We start from the raw sequence: 18894 nt of genomic DNA on the forward strand, positions 1-18894 counted from the left end.
TTTAACTTAATAGGAGTCTAATATCTCAAGTTTCTTAGCTAATACCCAGCTATTTAGACCTAAATATGCATAAATATTGTAATAAAAATAATTCCGGTTTCTCAGTGTTTCCTATAATCTTTTAATATCTTCATAGAATATAGGCCAACCTTGCATTAAGATATTATATATATATTTCTTACTACAAATATGGACGGTATTATCCTTGTTGCAGTTTTAATTTTAATCAAGTCTATTGTAATTACACAGATTGAAATATCTATTCAATTTCAAAAATAGTAAAGTAAAGGAAATGTATATGAAAAGATCACTTGTCTTAGAAACAAGTGATCTTTTCATTAGATATACTGCAACTTGCTAACAGCAGGTAATTGTTATCCTATTCATCTGTTCAATAGATATTATAATACATTTTTTAGTTATATAGACGAAATTGTTTCTAATGAAATGAGACCAAAAATATTTCAAAAGGTACCATAAATTATTTAGTGCTTTAAAAATGCAATTTTGAACCTTTCGAAGCACTAAATCAGGTAGATTTTAATAAACTTCAAACTTTGTCTGCATCAGGATCTCACAATTGAGCCTGAGTAATTAATGCTGTCAACATAACAAAAAGAGTCCTGATTGAAACAAACTCTTTTATGAGTTTTTACAAGTATAAACTTTTAAACATATAATTACATTTCTATTCTTTATTTTACCACTTGTACAGATGCTGGTTTCCACCCTTGATTCTCTACCCAATCAATATTAACCTTATATTTTTTATTACTTTGTTTATCTCGTACATTACCGTAGGCTTTATTATTACCATTATTTCCAATAAAATCGAAAATCAATTGGCTCTCTGGAACATTAACAGCATAAGAGATTGCTTTTTTCATCTCACTCCAATCTACTGTTCCTTCTTTAAATTTCATTTCAGGTTTTGCTCCTTGCTCTGTACCAATTGGCTTCCATGAAGGATTAGTTTGAGAATCCTTTTCTTGAGATACCGTTTTTTCTTCCTCTTTATTTTCATTTCCGCTCGTTTTTACCGATTTTTCTACTTTTTGTTTCCCTTCTAACTGTGCTGCTTCTTTATCTTCAGTTTTCTTCTCTTCTATCTTTGCCATTTCTTTATCTTCAGTTTTCTTCTCTTCTATCTTTGCTGTTTCTTTATCTTCGGTTTTCTTCTCTTCTATCTTTGTTGCTTCTTTATCTTCAGTTTTCTTCTCTTCTATCTTTGTTACTTTCTTTTCTTGAGCAATTGCTTTCTTTGATGTATTAGAAGGGGTAAACAACTGGTATGTCACTATACCAACTGTCACTAATACCAAAGTAAATGCAATATTAAAAATTGCCTTTTGACGACGATTCTGTTGTTTTTCTTGAAATCTGCTTACTTGTCCCATTCTTCAAACCTCCGTTTTTACTTTCTCCTCTACTCTTTATGTATTATCCCTAAAATTCTTAATATTTTTATTAAACAATAGAAATAAACTACACTTTCCATACAGGATTTCATATCATAATATAATTTGTGTTTTTTCAAGTATCTGACATATGTTATTCAAAATAGTTTAATACATTAAAAATTGATAAGCTTCTGCACTTAAGAAACCTTCAATTTTATTCAAAGGTGATTCCAATTACGTCCACATTAGATCTCCTGTAGAAAGCTTTTTAACAATTAAGCCTCTTCTTCCCTTATTTATAATTTTTAAATTAAATTTCCCTCTATAGTATAATAAAGATGTTTCGTTTTCTAATGGGGTATGTCGTAAAATCAAAAGAGATTTTATCTCTTTTACCTTCTTTTCAGAGTAAATTTCACCACTAGGAAATTCTATTATTCCTAATGTAATCTTTAATTCGCTCTCATCAAAAGTCCACTCTTTATTAAGTTCTCTTATCTTTTGTATAAAGCTTCTTTTGGTTTGTCCTATATAGAGCAATGTTACATTCTTAGCATATACTCTAGAGATTGCAAATATCCCCTTCTTAGAAGCTTCTTCCCTATTATAAAAGTCATTTATACTATACATGCCATACCACTTAATATGTACTGTTTCTATGAATCTCACCTCGTTTTTAGACAATATTATAATTTCTGAATGTTCAAATTATTATAGGTACATATGCTTGATTACTTGAATTATAAATTGTGCTTTTCAATAATACATTTTATTATTACTAATTTCAATAATGAAGAAAAAATATAATACTATAGTTTAATTACAAAGCTGTATAAAAACAAAGTGATGTCGTGCCACATATTTTCTTTTTTTACAATATCAAACTATCGTGAACAAAATTTTAAAAGTTATGGAATGAAAATACAATGTGTATGTACATACATTTCTATTAATTGAAGAAAAAGAGTAGAAATTTAATCTCTCTACACTGTTAAAATTATTCAACTCCCAAAAAACTGTACATCTTCTAGAGATACTAATTTTCTAGTTTTGATGTTTTTATAGTGTTTGAGCGTGATATTATTCAAGTTTTTTCATTGAGAATGCATAAATACAAACAAAACCAGTAATACATCTTTTCTGTGCCGTACTGGTTTTGTTTAAGATCATCTTAAATTGTAGCTAGTTCACCGAGATTGCAAATTCCGATTTCGGTGCCCCAGCGAATACGATTGTTCCGTTCTTCGGAAGTTCCACCTTGTTATTGCCACTCACAATGGTAAAGTTGACGCAAACTCCCTTCTCATCATACACCGCAAATGAACCATTTGATGGCAGCGTCACGGTCATCCTTTTGTCTGTTGCCGCTTGTGGAATTGTAAACCATTTCGCATGCCCATTTGCATCCAACGTAACTTTGGATGATTGGCCTACATCAATTGGTTTTACATTAGATTCACTTACGTATAACAATCCAGCCATCTCCATATATTCATTGCCGCCTTCTGTATAGAAATGCGTTTCCGTCGTATCACGACCATTCATCACGGGTACTTGGATCTGATGCACCGCGGTGTTCGGACCTGTAATTTTTCTGCCATCCCAATAGCCTGCTGGGCCTTCCTTGCGAGTAATTTGAGTACTAAGATGTTTCGATTGAACAAGATATTGAATAGAACTAAATTTCTCGTTTACACGATAAAACTTGACACCTTCCCTCTTTGCCCATGCAGCAGCGGTTTTCTTCGAAAGCACGTTGTCTTCTAATTTCTCAGCTAAATAGTGGGTCATCACACTTTGCCCTAAACCTGGATGAGATTTATATGCGCTCTCCTTCAAATAAGTTCTTCCATTCTTCTCGGTTACGAAGTTGAGCTTGGAAGTACCCCCCTCATTAATAAAGCTTCCATCAGCAGTATATACATATTTTTCTTCTGGATTAGATGGTAAGAATAGTTCACCGTTCTTCGTAATTTCAATTTTGAAATGAGTTTCGCTATTGCCATAAAATCCTGCTTTCTTTGCTACGCCTTGAGGCATTTTGACTTTGACCGGCTTACCAAAGGATTTGTTCGGCTTGATGTCCTTAATAGTACCTTTTTCTTTAAGCGTAGCGAGCAGCAATTCAGTTGCCATTAGTTGATTTGTAGAGCTCCGTCCACCAGATGACAATACAGCCGCTGCTATTTTCTGTTCCGGAAGCACGACTAATATAGCATGTTGCAGTGCCGTATCGCCGCCCTTAGTCAAAGCTTTGATCCCATATTCACTGAATGGGTATAGTTTCACACTATCCCAGCCAAGACCATAGTTAAAAATATTATCACCATCCCCCGGCCACATTCCTTTTTTATATTCATCTTGCTCCATCGCCTTGACTACCTTATCAGAGAGGATTCCTTTTCCCTGTCCCATAAATAGTTGTGAGAATCGCACCATATCTTCTGCCGTAGAAGATATGCCTCCCGTACCAATAACATTCACCGATTCAATTGGAAGTTGTCCTTGGTACGCCGGGAAATATAGTCCAGCCCGATTTTCATCCCTCCATTTGTCCTGCGGCGTTTTCGTATAATTCATCTTTAAGGGTCCTGTAAAGCTTTGATGTAGATATTCGGTAAAGCCCATACCACTAACTCTTTCCACCAAAATTTCGGCCAGCGTAAAGCCATCGTTACAGTATACCGAGAAAGCACCAGGGTCCGCCTTCAAGTTTTGATTTGACAATTGTTGTAACAAGGTATCATGGGCATAGGTATCATTATCGTTAAATAAAAATGCATTACCTAACGTAGAACCTTGCAATCCAGAGGAGTGGTTCAATAACATACGTGGTGTAATACGTTTATATCGACCGTCTTTCATCTTAAAATCAGGAACATAGCGGACAACAGGAGCATCTAAATCGACTTTTCCTTCATCGACCAATTTCATTACAGCCGCTGTTGCATACATTTTACTGACTGAACCAATCCCATATTGAGTATCTTTGGTTAGCGGCTTTTCCCCTTCCAAATCATTCTTGCCAGCCTGACCCGACAAAATAAGTTTTCCATTATCAATTAGCGCATACTGCACGCTATTCGCTTCATAAGACTTTGTAAGTAGCTCCGCCTTCTCTGCTGCAATCTTCTTCAGTTCCTGACTAGCTACTTCTTCACCAGTTACAACTGTAGTCTCACTTTCAGAAAATGCTTTCACTCCTGTTGGTAGAATCATAGTTACCGCTAATGCAGTGGCTAACACACCAGTTAGCTTATTTTTCATCACGGAATTACCTCCTTAGATAAGTGACCGTTTTCATCATTTGTTTGTTCCACTATGAAAATATGATAAAATTTATCCGTTCTCCTCTTTGACCTACTTGCTAAATTCAGCAAGTAAAATATTTTTAAAAGGATCAGGACTATCAGCTTTAATACTGTTTAAATTGACGGCCAATGTATGCTTGCCTCCAAGTGTGCCCCCAGCAAAAGTTAAAAAGCCAGGAATGGTTCCTCCATGCCCCCATATCGATTCACCGTTTGAAAGCTTCATTTTGAAAATTCCAAGCCCGGAATCGCCAAGCTCATCTACTCCTGTAGGGACTGTTGTAAGCATTTGCTTTAGTTGCTGTTCTTTCAATAATTTGCCCCCAAGTAAATAAGAAAAGAATTTGTTTAAATCATCAGCTGTAGAAATCATATCTCCGGCCGAGCTCCCCATACTTGGGTTATAATAAGTAACATCTTTCGGCTCACTTGCTCCGTCTAATTGGATATATCCACGGGCATGCTTGGTTCCTGGAATGACGCTTGAATTTCCAGGTAAGAATGTATTCGCTAATTCAAGTGGTTCAATAATTCGATTTTCAATCTCTTCCGCATAGCTGTTCCCAGTTACTTTTTCAATAAGAATTCCTAGTAATACATATCCTGTATTTGAATACGACCAGCTCTTTCCTGGAGCAAAATCTGGAGGCATGGATATTCCCATCTTTACTAATCCTTCAGCAGTATAGGATTTTTTTGTATCCATCATATTAAAATCCTTTGACCTTGTGTAATTAGCGATACCACTTGTGTGATTCAATAATTGCCGGATAGTAATTTGTTTATCATCATATCCATTCCCTTGAATGACACCAGGCAACCATTTTTCAATAGAATCGTCTAGATTTAGGCGGTTTTCTCCTGCTAATTGAAGCACAACTGTTGCAGTGAACGTCTTTGTCACGCTGCCAATCCGAAAACGAAAATCTGTTTTCATTGCTTTCTTGTTACTCAGATCAGCTACACCAGCCGCATAACTCCATGTTTTTCCACCCTCAGAAGTTTTAGCAAGTATCCCTGGATATCCAAGTTTCAATGTATCCCGCATGGCCTCTTTGACGGAATTTCGATTTCTTTGGTTGCTTGTTTGTAACGAACTAGATACATTTTGAATGGACTCCGCTTTTACACTTGAGGTTGGAGTTGTATAAAACAGGGAACCTCCAGTTATTAAAAGGGCTAAACCTGTACATGTAATTTGACGATGCTTTTTCATCAAAATAATCCTCTCCCCTATTCATATTGTATAAATGGTTATTTGCTGTTTGGAACTAATCACACAGCTTTCTTCTTAACCCACTGCAAAAGGACGACATTGAATCTGTAATGTCTCTTTTCCTCCAAACAAGTCTTATTAATTGATTTGTTTTTTATAGAAATATATAGTATTTTTCTCCTCTCACTCTTCTTTCCATTTTCATCTTACACAAGGAAAATCTCTTTTTTCTTACCTCTTCCTTACAAATTCCTTACGTTCAAAATCACTTTTATAATTGATTATTTTTTATGTGAGCCCCCTTACCATCAATTTAAGAATTAAAAAAAGAGGGGATTATCCCCCTCCTTTTTACGCTTGCTCCAACTGTCGAAATTATTTAATATACCCACGATTCAGTTCCGTTAATTTTTCATTGATGTTAAAAATTCTTACTCTAATATCTTTAACACCAGCTGCTTCAAGTCTGCTCTTGTGCATTTCCGCGTATTTTTCAGCATCTTGTTTTTCTTCAAATATATAAATGCCTCCAGCTTCTTTTGTTTCTTCATTCTCAGTCCATATTTTCCAGTGGAATCCTTCTTCTTCGTTAATACTATTTGCTAAATCCCAAAATCCTTTTTCCATTTCTTCACCAAAAGGACCTTCAAACGGAAAATCAACTTGTAATAAATATGCCATTTTCACTCACTCCTATTTTTAATATAAAATTCATCGGGAATTCCTTTGTATAAAAATTCTTCCCATTCTTTTACTGATTATGATCCGAATGATCGTAATGTCTAAATTCGTATTGCTATTATTATTCAAGCACTAATTGGAGAATCCCCCTATTTGTAACATAATCACAAAACGATAGTAACTTGAACGCATAAAGTGAAAGTTTAATAGTTTTCAGTTATGTTTAAAAAATGTGATACAAACTTATCCCTAAACTAAGGACAAACAAAACAAGTGCAGGTATTGCTTTCTTAAAGGGATCTCTCGCTAATACAATTAGAGTTAATGCGGCTGCAAGCATCGTACCGCCTAATAACAATCCTGCTAATAAAGCTACTGTTGGAATCCAAATTCCTATCAACATTCCAATCGCTCCTACAATCTCAAAAGCTCCAGTTAAGAAATTAAAAAACGAAGGTAAACCAAATCGTTTGAATTCATCTGCCATTTTCCCGGATATAATTTTCGTTCCTGTCATTAAAAAGAACAGAAACAACACTACTTTTACAATATTGATGAAAATTAAAATAGTAATCACACCTTTCTTATTATTTGATAAAAACTCAGTATTGTTCAGGTAGTAGTCACTACCTTTACCCTATTTCCTGAGATTACCCGTATGGAAGTCGCTTCAATTTACATTACCCTTCTCAATATTAAAGGGCCGAAAATTATATGCTATAGCATATATAATACAAAAATTTGACTGGTACTAGGCAAAAAAGTGACCCTGAATCAGATATCATACAAAATAAAGTTATCTTCCCATTCGTCCAAACAAAAATTATATGCTATAGCATATGTAATACCTAAAACAAAGTTTGTTCCTTATGAATAGCGTAGCATCAATAAGGAACAAATATTAATAGTGTGTATCATACAATTTGTTTAATAACGATTGTAATACTTTAATTTCTTCCTCGCTCAAATTACTCGTAACGAAATGGTGAGCGTCTTTCACTACAGGCAAGATTGTTTTCTTTAACTCGTCACCTTTTTCAGTTAAAAATAGGTTATGTGAACGCCTATCTTGGTCATTCAAAGCCTTCTTTACAATCCCTTTTCTCTCCATTGACTGTATCATTCTAACAACAGTAGTTTGATCTTTATCAATAGCTTCCGCCAACTCTTTTTGAGTAGTGCTCCTTTGGCTACAAAGAACACTAATAATCCCCCACTGCTCTGGCGTAACTCCATAAGGCTTTAATTTCTTCGTAAAATAGTTGGTCATTTTCACATCAGTACGATGAACAAGATAGCCTATTAAATCATGTAAGTTCATATATCACCTCTATAAATTAAGATATAAAAGGATATAGCATACCAGTCAATCATTCACAATGAATGTATTTGTTTCACCATATATATGCTATGGCATATATATTAAAGTAGATTATTTTAATTGTCAAATGATTTACCTATTATTTTTCGAAAACAAAAACGTCCCCTTAGATTATAGAAGGAATGACTAATTTGACGTATTTCTCTGGCGATTTCTCCCCTGTCGTTTTATGATATGCTAATAACATTTGATAAAATATGGTATATACGGACAGTCAAAAACTTTTAAAGATACCTCGTCCAGTTTTTGCTGTTGCAAGATAAACAGCATATAATCCGTTAACCACCCACATTAGTAACGAAAACATAAAGAAAAGGCATTCCAAATATGAAACACCTTCTTTCGTTTTATAAAACCATCCAACACGCTGAACTTTTCAATTTAATATAATCACTCGTTTAACTAAAGAAATTGATTACGTGCATAACGCTCTTCTCACTTTTCTTGCAAAATTTAGTGGATCATCAACGTCTTCGATATTAACGTAAATCAAATTTGGATCATCACATAACCACTCATTGTGTATAGACGAAACGATTATTCCTTGTTTAATAATTGTCGCCACAAATTCAGTGACTTCTTTTTGTAAGAGTGCTACTCGGCCTAGGCATAATGCCCGTCCAGTTTTATTGTCTCGTGATTCGAATGAAAAGGAAGTTGTTACTCTAAAACGTTTTCCTAAGATTGTTGCTCGTATTTCATCCCTGTTTATTGTTGCCACGCATTTCCCACCGGCGAATCCTTCTTGCCCGCCGATAATTCTTGCAAACTGTTGACAAATTAATTCATCATTAAACGCCATACCTTTAATCATCCCCCCTTTTACTGTTAAGTTATGAATGAATACATAGGTCTGAAACGGTAATGAATCTAATCTATTAAAAAAATGATGGCAATCTACCGAGAGCTATTAGCTCAATTATTCTTGATTATTTAAATTAACTCGGCTATATATGTTAAGACATTTTTAAAGAGCATAAAAAAGACACCTTAAGGTGCCATTCTCCGATTTGAGAATCATATCTATGTATGGAGAAATTTAGAAAAGAGAAGCTTCTAACTATAATTTATAGAGCTCTGATGCCATGAATTACTTACATATTTCCTTATTTACCAGAAGAAGAATCTCAGTTACATTATTTTCTCATTAGTCTCGTTAAAGCCATCCCAAGAAATCCAATGCCCATTCCTATTAGCCATCCAGTTTGGGCATTACCTAACATAGATCCCACTCCTCCACCAAGAAACATACAGCCAACGAATACTAATCTCCAATTCCCCAATTCGGCCGTTCCATAATTCAATCACATCCTTTCAATAAAATATATGCGATTAGCTCCCTCAACTTTCTTCCATAGGATAGTTCATTATTTTACTTAGGTTTAGCACTTCAGGGCATTCAAAAGATACGAAGCTTGAGTCATTTATATAGATTGTAGAAGTATGGAGATTTTCCACATTTTAAAATAGTAAAGTATAAACATGAAAAAACTCCTAACAAATTTTGTTAGGAGTTTTTTCAAATAAGCGATATTTATTTAATCTTCATTATTGAGTTCTATTGTACCTGTTCTAGCACTAACTTTTAAAATATTTAACAGATTATCAGGTGTCTTGATTTCCACTTCATATTCAAATTTTGATTGTGCTAAGTTGTCATCTTCTAATTCAAATTCTTTTTTCACATTAATAATTTCTCCATTTGTATGAGCTAAAGAAATTTCACGAACTTGTTTCTCTGTGTAGTTTTCATTCTTTTTTGCATAATTGTAACCCATACCATAATATCCACCAACAATAGCAATACCACTTACTAAAATAGTAATTACACTTATAATTATTTTCTTTTTATGTTTTAACATTTTCATCCACTCCTTAATGATTAATCCTCTATTCCAAATCTTGCTTCAAGTGCATTTTCTGCTTGCTCTAATTGATCTTCCAGTATATCGTGTTCTTTTTCTTGCGTTTGATATTGCTCAACAGTTATCGTTCCAGCGTGATAATCTGCTTCTAGCTGATTATCAGATAGATCTATCTTGTCATCCAATTGGTCAATTTCTTTTTTTGCTGCTAAGTACGTATTTAAGTTATCTTCTTTTGCTCCAACTGGTTTCGTGTTATTTGCCTTTTCTACAATAGATGAGACTTCGTTTTTGAAATCTTGTATTTGTTTCTTATCATTTGTAGCAGCTTGTGTTTTGTTTGGTTCTTGTTGTAGTTGAGCGACTTCTTTTTGTAATTTATCATTTTCCACTTTCAGTTGTTGTACTTCTGTATTGTTATCAACTTGAGTAGAACAAGCTGTTAAGAATAAACAGGACATTGCTCCAATCAGCATCCATTTTCCCATTCTGTTTTCCTCCCTTTACATGTGCACCTTATCCTTGCCTTTATATTACTGAACAAACATTAAAGGAAGATTAATGTACAAAAAAATAAAGTGAAGGCTTTTACAGGCAGTTAATCCCTACCTACCTCGCATTCACCGAATTTTGAGGGAGGAGTCTTACTGCCCGTTAATGCGGGATAAAATGATATAATTAACTAGTTTCTAATCTTTCTTTAATGTTTTGGAATTATAGTGATACATATTAATAAGAAGAGAAGGAGAATGTTAATGCGAGTTCTTATCGTCGAAGATGAACAAGACTTACAAAATATATTGGTGAAACGATTAAATGCAGAACATTATAGTGGCGATGCATGTGGGAATGGAGAAGATGCCCTGGATTATATAAACATGGCTACCTACGATTTGATTGTCCTTGACATTATGATTCCCGGAATAGATGGTTTACGCGTATTACAAAGATTACGCGCGGACAATAATGCAACTCCTGTCTTGCTTCTTACAGCTAAAGATACAATTGATGATCGTGTAACAGGACTCGACTTAGGTGCAGATGATTATTTAGTAAAGCCGTTTGCTTTTGATGAACTGTTAGCAAGAATTCGAGTGTTAATGCGAAGAAAAATAGGAAATACATCTAATGTGTTTGAAATCGCTGACCTAGTGGTAGATTGCAATATGCATAAAGTAACAAGAGGAGACCAAGTTATCACTCTTTCCAGTAAAGAATTTGCTATTTTAGAATATATGATTCGTAATAAAGAAGTTGTGCTGACACGAGATAAAATTGAGCAACATGTGTGGAATTACGACTATGAAGGCGGATCGAATATTATTGATGTTTACGTCCGCTATCTTCGTAAAAAAATTGATAGCCAGTTTGAAACGAAGTTAATTCATACAGTGCGCGGAACTGGTTACGTATTGCGAGTAGAATCATGAATAGACTATCAATAAAAATGAGAGTGACCCTGTGGTATACGGGGCTAATTGTAATTATTATGGCACTCGTGTTAGCTTTTATTTTAACTTCTTCAGATAAAGTTTTGCTTTTTAATATGAAAGATCAATTGAAGAGCACAGTAAAAGAAAGCATGGAAGATATCAAATATAAGCATGGGCAGTTAAAGATTGACGATGATTTTGAAACCTTAGAAGATGGAGTAAATATTAGTATTTATAGTAAACAAGGTGAGCTGTTGGTAGGACATAGTCCAACAAGCTTTAATAAAAAGATATCGCTTAAATCCGATGAAATACAAACCATTAAAGACGGCAATAAAGAATGGATTGTATATGATTTTCTCCATAATGCAGGCGGCGATGAGCAAGTCTGGGTTCGTGGAATAATGACTATGAACCAATTATCCTCAACGATGAATACGCTTATTGTGGTAACAATCATCTCATTCCCATTACTTATTCTCATTGCGGCAGTCGGGGGATATTTTATTACGCAAAGAGCGTTTCGACCTGTGCAACAAATGAGTGATTCAGCCAGTAAAATTGGTGATGGTAAAGACCTTTCGAAGAGAATTAATTTACAAGGTTCACCGAAAGACGAAATGTATCATTTAGCACAAACCTTTGACAAAATGTTTGAGCGATTGGAGACATCATTCGAAAGTGAAAAACAATTTACATCTGACGCATCTCATGAATTAAGAACACCAACATCTGTTATTATTTCGCAATGCGAATACGCTTTATCGCAGAGAAATAATCCGAAAGAAATGGAAGAATCGTTAGAAGTAATTTTAAAACAATCACGTAAAATGTCCGCTTTAATCTCACAACTCTTATTATTAGCACGAGCTGACCAAGGAAACCATAATACTTTCCAATTTGAATGTATCAATATGAGTGAATTAACGGAAATCGTTGTAGAAGAGCTTTCATTAATGGTTCAAGAAGCTTCGATTGATATAACAACTAATATAGAGGAAGACCTATTTATTAAAGCAGATCAAACATTGATGATGCGTTTATTAATGAATTTACTAACGAATGCGATTGCTTATAGTAAAGCGAGCGGAACTGTGCATATGCAACTATTCCGTGATGAAACCAACATAATAGGTAAAGTCTCCGATAATGGCATCGGCATCAGCGAGCAACATATTACAAAAATATGGGACCGCTTCTATCGAGTTGACGCAGCACGAACATCTTCAAACATCGGAAACACAGGTTTAGGATTGTCGATGGTAAAATGGATTGTCGAACTACATGGAGGAGAAATTACGGTTGAAAGTAAATTAGGAGAAGGCAGTACTTTTACATTTAAACTACCAATTGAAAAAAGAGCATAATTTATACGTGTCTGTCGCTTCAGAATAAAGATTGATTCAAAGGCTCTCTACAATCCTTATGTAAAAATAACTGACGCATTTTAAACATCATCGATTTTATCATTTTGGACAACCTATTCTGTTAAATTAATATACATGCGAAAAAACTATCAAAATAAAACCCCAGAAATCCAATGGTCTCTGGGGCTTCATTATATATTTAGCTCTTTTTGCTTTTTGTTTTGTTTATGTCTATACAGTAACTTTCGACTTATTAGAGAAATCACTAATAAGGTCAGAATTAATAAGATAAGTTGCATAAATGATAAATCAAAATATTTAGCACCTGTAACGATTAAAAGTGTAGAAATCGTGCCTTTTACAACGAAAAAAATAATAACCCATAACCCGCCTTTTTTCCAGTTCATTTTATATTACCCTTTCCTACGTTTAAATTCTTAAAATATTTAATAATAGTTCGTAAATATGACAACTTAATAGAAATCTATTATATTAACAAAAAATTCATGTCTAATTAAATGCGACGATTCTATATTAAGTGAAAATGATATTCATTGTCAATTTTATTGATTATTTGAATACTTATTCTTAATCTCTTTCTACTTTGTTTCTTATAAGCAATACACTCTTGTATTCAAACAAAAACACCTCCATTGCATTTGCACACTTAGTATGCGAATGCAAGAGGTGTTTTTTCATATACCATCAGATAAGATTTCCTGCTTTGTTTATTTCTTGATACGTAGCTATTTTCTAGTACACGATAACTGGATCATACGTGTTCAAACTATCATATACAGTTTTTGCAACATTAGGAAGAAGGTTCACACACCCACCTGATCCACCTGTTAAATAAGCATTATTTGCCCAGTCTTTTCGCCAGCCGGCATCGTGGAATCCTTGACCGCTATTTGTGAATGGAACCCAGTAATCTACTTTAACCGCATAATCAGCTTTCCCTACTGCGCTACCTCTTAGCGTGTATGGTGTTCGTTTGTATAGGACGTACCAAACACCTGGTGATGTATCTTCACCCGTGCTATGTTTACCCGTTACTACATTTGTTGTAACGACTAATTTTCCATCTTTATAAATCCAAATTTGTTGCTCTGCAATTGAAACTTCCGCATACGTGTCTCCGATGCCATTATTCGCTGTTGTTTTATAACCGATACCTTCCTTCTCCCAACCATTTCCGTGAATATTAGAAGCAGAAAGCGACTTTTCGCCTTTCTCAAAGGCTTGTTGAACTTGTTTAGTTTCTTTTTCAACATCTAGTGCCCAGCCGTATCCTTGCCCTTTTACTGATATGACTGAACCGGAATGCGTTTTAAATGAGAAATCTTTATTTAATGTTGATTTGGCATTATTAATTTCAGTAATTTTCTTCTTAATGTCACTCGCATCAATTGTAACTTTCATATCCTTTGACATAGAGGCATTTTGAATTATATCTTTCGCTTTTAAAGGATAAACTTCATCCTGCACTTTATACTCTACAGACTGCCCAAGAAGATTCTGTAGTGCTTTCTCCTCTTTTTTGACAATCGGATCGTCTTCTTTAATAGGTTTTATGTATGCAGATTTCAGATGAATTTCGCTTTTATATTTTTGCTTATCGTAATCTTTCAGTAGACTAGTAACATCATACTGTTTTCCTTCAACACTTTTCGAGATAACAATTTTCCCTTGTTCTAGCTTCGCCATAGCATCTTGAGGCGCTTTTAATTTTTCATTCATAGAGATGAGCGTTTCTTCTACAAGTTTCTTCATCGTTTCACTACGATACTGATCTGCCTTCTCTGGTAGCAATGAATAATTTTCTCCCTTTGAGGAAGGGAAAAATGTCCACTGACTTTTTAATAGTTTCTTAACTTGAGGCAAATCTTTTTCCGTAAGTTCCGTTTTGGTATCTTTTTCATCTAAAATTTGTTGTTGATCAACATAGACTTTGTTTGCTAGTCCAGATGTCTTTAATTTCTGTATTGCCTGATCAGCGCTCAGACCACCAACTTTTGTGTCATTAATTGTAACATTCGAATTAAAGTGAGTTGCCTGATAATAACTCATTCCCCCAATAAGAAGTGCAATTACACCAATACCCGCTGCGATAAACTTCCAATTTGTATAACGTTTTTTTGATCTTACTCGTTTTTGATCAATTTCTTCAACTGATTCATTTGTTGTATTGTTGTTCATCAATCTTTCCCCCGTATGCAGTAACGTCAAACGATTTTCAACTAAAATCATAGACTAGTGTACCTTATTTTTCCTAAAATTTCATTATTTCCGACCACATTTTATCGCAATTTAATGATTTAATTTAGATTTTTTAATAGTACGATGCATTGAACAGCCCTTTACAAGTCATAAAGTGAAACTTAAATTAACCGTCACACCAAGATATTTAGCTTAATATTCTAGGGGAAAATTTTTCTCTTTACGTAAAATACGAATTATATTATCCATTTTTATGAACATCAACCCCTAATTTTGTCAAAAAAATAAACGATAGTCCTTCTACATTTTTGATAAAAGGACTATCGTTTTTTCAGTTAGAGTATTTGTATAATCGTTTAACTTTTTATTTCCTGAAGGTCAAACTTGATGAAGATGATGAAATTTCATCTCATAGCCTTTAAATGAAAACATTATGTTTTTTATGGCACCCAAGTTTATTTTTATAAATTAAACCCTTAGCTTGATGCCTCCCATATATCCAGCAGCCTAAGATTAAGTAAGAGTCCATTCAACTAGATTTTTTCTAATATTTTTAGGTGCATCTTATTTCGCCTCGTCATATTTCACTAATTGAATTTAAAACACATCCGTATGCTATTTAGTAAAATTTACGATTCGAGACGTAATTATTGCAGTAACCAAGATAATAATAGCGGTTATCAAGCCAGATTCTCCAATCCAAATCTCAGTTTGATATCCTGTACTTGCACGTGCGAAAGGTCCTTGAATAATGGCATTCCAAGTAGTATGGATGATAACCGAAGGCCAAACGCTACCTGTGATAAGTCGTAAATAAGCTGTAATATAACTGAAGGGCACAATACAAAAATAGATGCCAAGTACTGAAAGTAGGACAGATGATCCCTCTACATATAGACCAGCAATAACAATTGGAACATGCCACGTTGCCCAAATCAATCCACTAATAAGGATAGGCCGTGAAAACTCTGCATCGACTAGCCTTGTAAGCATATAACCTCGCCAACCCATTTCTTCTCCTAAAACTGGGATTAAGTTAAGCAAACTTCCTAAAACGCCGCTCAATACTACTAGATAAATAAAACTGAATGGTTCCGGTACATACTGAAGTCCAAGTATATTGTAGATCGGTTCTAACATACCACCTTCGGGATGCTGAAACCCCGCAATTCCGCTCAACCAGGCGATAGAATAAGTAATTCCACAAATAATCATAGGTATTAGCAGAGCAAACCCAATCCCCTTCCATATCTTTAAGTTACCGAGACTAAAAGATACATCTTTAAACCCTTCTTTCAGTATTATGCGAGTCAAAATAGAAGAAAATGCTGGGGTAAACATATATACCACAATAAGCGGCATACTTTTCGTAATTATTACTACTACATTTAGGATAATAGAAGTAATGATTAAGATACTCAAAAAGAGTTGAAGTCCTATTTTAGCACGTTGGATTTTATCTTTATTGTGGAACGATTTTGCGTGTAATATCATTTTAATCCGCCCTTCCCCTTTCATTCACTTGTTTATCGAATTTACTTCTTGTCATTTCCACAGACACAACTTAGAATAAAAATGTTTTTGTATACAGATTCATTCATCTTTAAAATCCCTCCCCAATTTATAGTCTAGTCTTACTTACGACTCATCAATGTAATTATTATTTATAAGTTGTCATAACCGATAGTACAAAAATGTAATGATTAGTCTATGACCTGTGTCAATTAACCTTATGACAATATGTAACTAGAAAATATGATATGGAATAGATAACAATTGAATTAAGGCAATTGATTCATGCAAGTACAATGAATCAATCTTGCTTTACAAATAATTCAATTGAGGTGGAAAAAATGAATAAGAAAAGCATAATTGCAATGGTTAGTACAGCTTTATTAGTCACAGGATGCGCGGAAGTAGGAAAGGCTCAAACAGTAGCAGTCGAAAATTCAGGTCAATCAATACAAAAAAATATAGTTAAATCCATACAATCACAGGCTTACCCATTAAAAACGATAGAGCCGTCAAAATCATTTGAGGATTTAAAACCACTTAAGAAAATGATTGGGAGCGCACAATATGTAGGATTAGGAGAGAATACTCATGGGAGCTCTGAAATTTTCACTATGAAGTTTCGCCTTGTGAAATATTTGGTTACTGAGATGGGTTTTACAAATTTCACAATGGAAGAAGATTGGGGAAACGGCTTAAAACTAAATGAATATATCCAAACAGGAAAAGGAAACCCTAGGGAATTTTTAAACTTGTTATATCCTACTGATGAAATTATAGCCATGATTGAGTGGATGAAAGATTATAATGCTGATCCATCCAATAAAAAAAAGATCCAATTTATTGGGCTCGACTTAAAGGAGTTGGACCAAGGTTGCTTTAATAAAGTGATTGATTATGTAAGACTACATCGACCAGATTTGCTGGCAGAAGTAGAAGGAAATTATAAAGAATTGTCGGCTTTTAATGGAAGTACAAAGGAATATATGGACCTTGCTCCTGAAATAAAAGAAAAGTTCAAAGCAAACGCTGAGAGAGTAGCCCAATTACTAAAAGATGAGAATGGGCAAGCCAACACAGAAATAGCTTCACCCGAGTACATCTGGGCGCAAGCAACGGCAAGTGCAATAGAGAAATTTACCACAATGCTAATTCCTAACGACTATCCAAGTATGTTAAAGCTACATGAGCAATACTTGGCCGATCATGCAATGTGGGCACAAGAAACATTTGGTGGTAAAACGATGGTATGGGCACACAATATTCATATAGCTAAAGGAATTATCGATGAGAAATTATACCCTTATGTTGCGGGGCAATTTTTGAAGGAACGTTTAGACAATAATTATGTCACAATTGGTAGTACAACTACGGAGGGGAATTTTACCTTATACAGCGAATATGATCCTTCCACTGGAGGTAAGATTACAACCGACACTATTCCACAAGATGTAAAAAGTTTCAATTATACTCTCGGAAAAGTACCATATAACATGTTTTTATTGGATAACCGTCACCTTAAAGGACAAGCAGAAAAATGGGTTAAAGCAAAAAGACCATTACTAAGTATAGGGGGACAAATCTTCCCGAACGAATCGGCATACTTTGATACGTCATTGCTTGAGCAATTTGATATTATGTTTCATATTCGAAAAACAAGTCCATCTCATATTAAATAAAAGTATAAAACAATCCCGTTCTTGCATCTGCAAGAACGGGATTGTTTTATGGTGATTGATATAAGCATCTTTTTTAACCAGAAGTAGGTTACTCTCCCCCTTTTTATCATCATTTAGAAATGTCATATGACACTTTTACACTAGTGAGAATGACAAAAAAAGCAGTACAATTCGGTTATTACATAGATAGGAGCGAGAACTTTATGAAATCAAGATTCATCCAGAATGGTTATTTTTTATTGCTAACTTTCGTTACAGGATTTTTTTATTTTTGTTTTTATCTAATAGCTCTGCTATTCAGTTTCACCCTTTCATTTACTGTAATTGGGATTCCACTAGTTATACGTGTACTACAGACTACTACACCTTTTATCCAATTCGAGCGTATACAGACGAAAATTTATACAGATATTTCAACAGACCCTTATGATAGAAGTATAACAATAGATACATCGAACTGGGCTCAGGTGAAATTAGTGCTTACTGATCGTCGCACTTGGTGTGCTGTCTATTGGTTAATGCAGAAATTAGTAATTGGCATTTTCAGTCTCATTAGTGCAATCATTTTTTATGTAATGCCACTTATGTTGCTATTGGCACCACTACTGTATCAATACATTGAAATGAATATTATATTCATACAGATAGATACGTTTGCCAAGTCACTCTTTGTAATGTTTATGGGTATAGTATGTATCGCCATAAGTATTAGAATAGTAGATGGTTTGACAAAGAAATTTGGGGGCTATACACGTATCATGATTCGGCAACTAAATCGATAGAAGTTTGCAATCTGTGAGTAGTATCGCAGTTTTAAATTTAAAAGTAT

18 protein-coding genes are annotated in these 18894 nt (G+C 34.3%); 4 read left to right on the forward strand and 14 right to left on the reverse strand.

The window, feature by feature from the left end:
* Positions 1–695 precede the first annotated feature (695 nt).
* The 11 genes from MHH27_RS16320 to MHH27_RS16370 all read right to left on the reverse strand — a co-directional run bounded on the left by MHH27_RS16320 (position 696) and on the right by MHH27_RS16370 (position 10342).
* Complete coding sequence (locus MHH27_RS16320) at positions 696–1397, reverse strand: YrrS family protein (protein ID WP_098508532.1); 702 nt, start codon at positions 1395–1397, stop codon at positions 696–698.
* A 237-nt stretch (positions 1398–1634) separates the two neighbouring features.
* Entirely contained in the window at positions 1635–2069 is a 435-nt protein-coding gene (locus MHH27_RS16325) for a hypothetical protein (RefSeq protein ID WP_002094078.1), read from the reverse strand.
* 513 nt (positions 2070–2582) lie between these two features.
* Positions 2583–4667 carry a serine hydrolase domain-containing protein gene (locus MHH27_RS16330; protein WP_340943356.1) on the reverse strand — a complete coding sequence of 695 codons (2085 nt, stop codon included), beginning with the start codon at positions 4665–4667 and terminating at the stop codon, positions 2583–2585.
* A gap of 93 nt (positions 4668–4760) precedes the next feature.
* Positions 4761–5927: a serine hydrolase domain-containing protein gene (locus tag MHH27_RS16335; protein WP_072939515.1), complete on the reverse strand. Its 1167-nt coding sequence runs from the start codon at positions 5925–5927 to the stop codon at positions 4761–4763.
* A 375-nt stretch (positions 5928–6302) separates the two neighbouring features.
* The gene (locus tag MHH27_RS16340) at positions 6303–6608 is read right to left on the reverse strand and encodes a monooxygenase (RefSeq protein WP_016512594.1); all 306 of its coding nucleotides are present in this window, start codon (positions 6606–6608) and stop codon (positions 6303–6305) included.
* A gap of 223 nt (positions 6609–6831) precedes the next feature.
* Positions 6832–7182 carry a DoxX family protein gene (locus tag MHH27_RS16345; RefSeq protein WP_033657524.1) on the reverse strand — a complete coding sequence of 117 codons (351 nt, stop codon included), beginning with the start codon at positions 7180–7182 and terminating at the stop codon, positions 6832–6834.
* A 327-nt stretch (positions 7183–7509) separates the two neighbouring features.
* Positions 7510–7929 carry a MarR family winged helix-turn-helix transcriptional regulator gene (locus MHH27_RS16350; protein ID WP_001048563.1) on the reverse strand — a complete coding sequence of 140 codons (420 nt, stop codon included), beginning with the start codon at positions 7927–7929 and terminating at the stop codon, positions 7510–7512.
* Positions 7930–8404: 475 nt separating this feature from the next.
* The gene (locus tag MHH27_RS16355; RefSeq protein WP_000589730.1) at positions 8405–8803 is read right to left on the reverse strand and encodes a DUF1259 domain-containing protein; all 399 of its coding nucleotides are present in this window, start codon (positions 8801–8803) and stop codon (positions 8405–8407) included.
* A 322-nt stretch (positions 8804–9125) separates the two neighbouring features.
* Positions 9126–9293: a hypothetical protein gene (locus tag MHH27_RS16360; RefSeq protein ID WP_340944906.1), complete on the reverse strand. Its 168-nt coding sequence runs from the start codon at positions 9291–9293 to the stop codon at positions 9126–9128.
* A gap of 234 nt (positions 9294–9527) precedes the next feature.
* Positions 9528–9851 (reverse strand): PepSY domain-containing protein, encoded by a 324-nt coding sequence (locus tag MHH27_RS16365; protein WP_000912137.1) that lies wholly within the window; start codon positions 9849–9851, stop codon positions 9528–9530.
* Between the two features lie 20 nt (positions 9852–9871).
* Positions 9872–10342, reverse strand: coding sequence for a hypothetical protein (locus MHH27_RS16370; RefSeq protein ID WP_029442741.1), 471 nt, complete (start codon positions 10340–10342; stop codon positions 9872–9874).
* A gap of 267 nt (positions 10343–10609) precedes the next feature.
* Between MHH27_RS16370 and MHH27_RS16375 the strand changes: the two genes are divergently transcribed.
* Positions 10610–11284, forward strand: a complete 675-nt coding sequence (locus MHH27_RS16375; RefSeq protein WP_340943360.1) for a response regulator transcription factor — start codon at positions 10610–10612, stop codon at positions 11282–11284.
* Positions 11281–12654, forward strand: a complete 1374-nt coding sequence (locus tag MHH27_RS16380; RefSeq protein ID WP_098566996.1) for a sensor histidine kinase — start codon at positions 11281–11283, stop codon at positions 12652–12654. The genes MHH27_RS16375 and MHH27_RS16380 overlap by 4 nt, the downstream gene beginning before the upstream one ends.
* A gap of 191 nt (positions 12655–12845) precedes the next feature.
* On the opposite strand, the gene MHH27_RS16385 is transcribed toward MHH27_RS16380, so the two are convergent.
* The 3 genes from MHH27_RS16385 to MHH27_RS16395 form a co-directional block, all read right to left on the reverse strand.
* Entirely contained in the window at positions 12846–13061 is a 216-nt protein-coding gene (locus tag MHH27_RS16385) for a hypothetical protein (RefSeq protein ID WP_001104104.1), read from the reverse strand.
* A 346-nt stretch (positions 13062–13407) separates the two neighbouring features.
* Positions 13408–14853, reverse strand: a complete 1446-nt coding sequence (locus tag MHH27_RS16390; protein WP_340943363.1) for a L,D-transpeptidase family protein — start codon at positions 14851–14853, stop codon at positions 13408–13410.
* A gap of 636 nt (positions 14854–15489) precedes the next feature.
* Entirely contained in the window at positions 15490–16368 is an 879-nt protein-coding gene (locus tag MHH27_RS16395) for a CPBP family intramembrane glutamic endopeptidase (RefSeq protein WP_000600462.1), read from the reverse strand.
* A gap of 359 nt (positions 16369–16727) precedes the next feature.
* On the opposite strand from MHH27_RS16395, the gene MHH27_RS16400 reads away from it, so the two are divergent.
* Entirely contained in the window at positions 16728–18065 is a 1338-nt protein-coding gene (locus tag MHH27_RS16400; RefSeq protein WP_016512591.1) for an erythromycin esterase family protein, read from the forward strand.
* A 203-nt stretch (positions 18066–18268) separates the two neighbouring features.
* Positions 18269–18847, forward strand: a complete 579-nt coding sequence (locus MHH27_RS16405) for a sensor domain-containing protein (protein WP_097914605.1) — start codon at positions 18269–18271, stop codon at positions 18845–18847.
* Positions 18848–18894 lie beyond the last annotated feature (47 nt).

This window comes from Bacillus sp. FSL L8-0152 (assembly GCF_038006365.1).
GTDB classification, from domain to species: Bacteria; Bacillota; Bacilli; order Bacillales; family Bacillaceae_G; genus Bacillus_A; species Bacillus_A cereus.

Bases quoted from the DNA above. Each gene is read 5' to 3' on its own strand.
- MHH27_RS16320 (WP_098508532.1), bottom strand. From the start codon at position 1,397: ATGGGACAAGTAAGCAGATTTCAAGAAAAACAACAGAATCGTCGTCAA.
- MHH27_RS16330 (WP_340943356.1), bottom strand. From the start codon at position 4,667: ATGAAAAATAAGCTAACTGGTGTGTTAGCCACTGCATTAGCGGTAACT.
- MHH27_RS16335 (WP_072939515.1), bottom strand. From the start codon at position 5,927: ATGAAAAAGCATCGTCAAATTACATGTACAGGTTTAGCCCTTTTAATA.
- MHH27_RS16340 (WP_016512594.1), bottom strand. From the start codon at position 6,608: ATGGCATATTTATTACAAGTTGATTTTCCGTTTGAAGGTCCTTTTGGT.
- MHH27_RS16350 (WP_001048563.1), bottom strand. From the start codon at position 7,929: ATGAACTTACATGATTTAATAGGCTATCTTGTTCATCGTACTGATGTG.
- MHH27_RS16355 (WP_000589730.1), bottom strand. From the start codon at position 8,803: ATGATTAAAGGTATGGCGTTTAATGATGAATTAATTTGTCAACAGTTT.
- MHH27_RS16365 (WP_000912137.1), bottom strand. From the start codon at position 9,851: ATGTTAAAACATAAAAAGAAAATAATTATAAGTGTAATTACTATTTTA.
- MHH27_RS16370 (WP_029442741.1), bottom strand. From the start codon at position 10,342: ATGGGAAAATGGATGCTGATTGGAGCAATGTCCTGTTTATTCTTAACA.
- MHH27_RS16375 (WP_340943360.1), top strand. From the start codon at position 10,610: ATGCGAGTTCTTATCGTCGAAGATGAACAAGACTTACAAAATATATTG.
- MHH27_RS16380 (WP_098566996.1), top strand. From the start codon at position 11,281: ATGAATAGACTATCAATAAAAATGAGAGTGACCCTGTGGTATACGGGG.
- MHH27_RS16385 (WP_001104104.1), bottom strand. From the start codon at position 13,061: ATGAACTGGAAAAAAGGCGGGTTATGGGTTATTATTTTTTTCGTTGTA.
- MHH27_RS16390 (WP_340943363.1), bottom strand. From the start codon at position 14,853: ATGAACAACAATACAACAAATGAATCAGTTGAAGAAATTGATCAAAAA.
- MHH27_RS16395 (WP_000600462.1), bottom strand. From the start codon at position 16,368: ATGATATTACACGCAAAATCGTTCCACAATAAAGATAAAATCCAACGT.
- MHH27_RS16400 (WP_016512591.1), top strand. From the start codon at position 16,728: ATGAATAAGAAAAGCATAATTGCAATGGTTAGTACAGCTTTATTAGTC.
- MHH27_RS16405 (WP_097914605.1), top strand. From the start codon at position 18,269: ATGAAATCAAGATTCATCCAGAATGGTTATTTTTTATTGCTAACTTTC.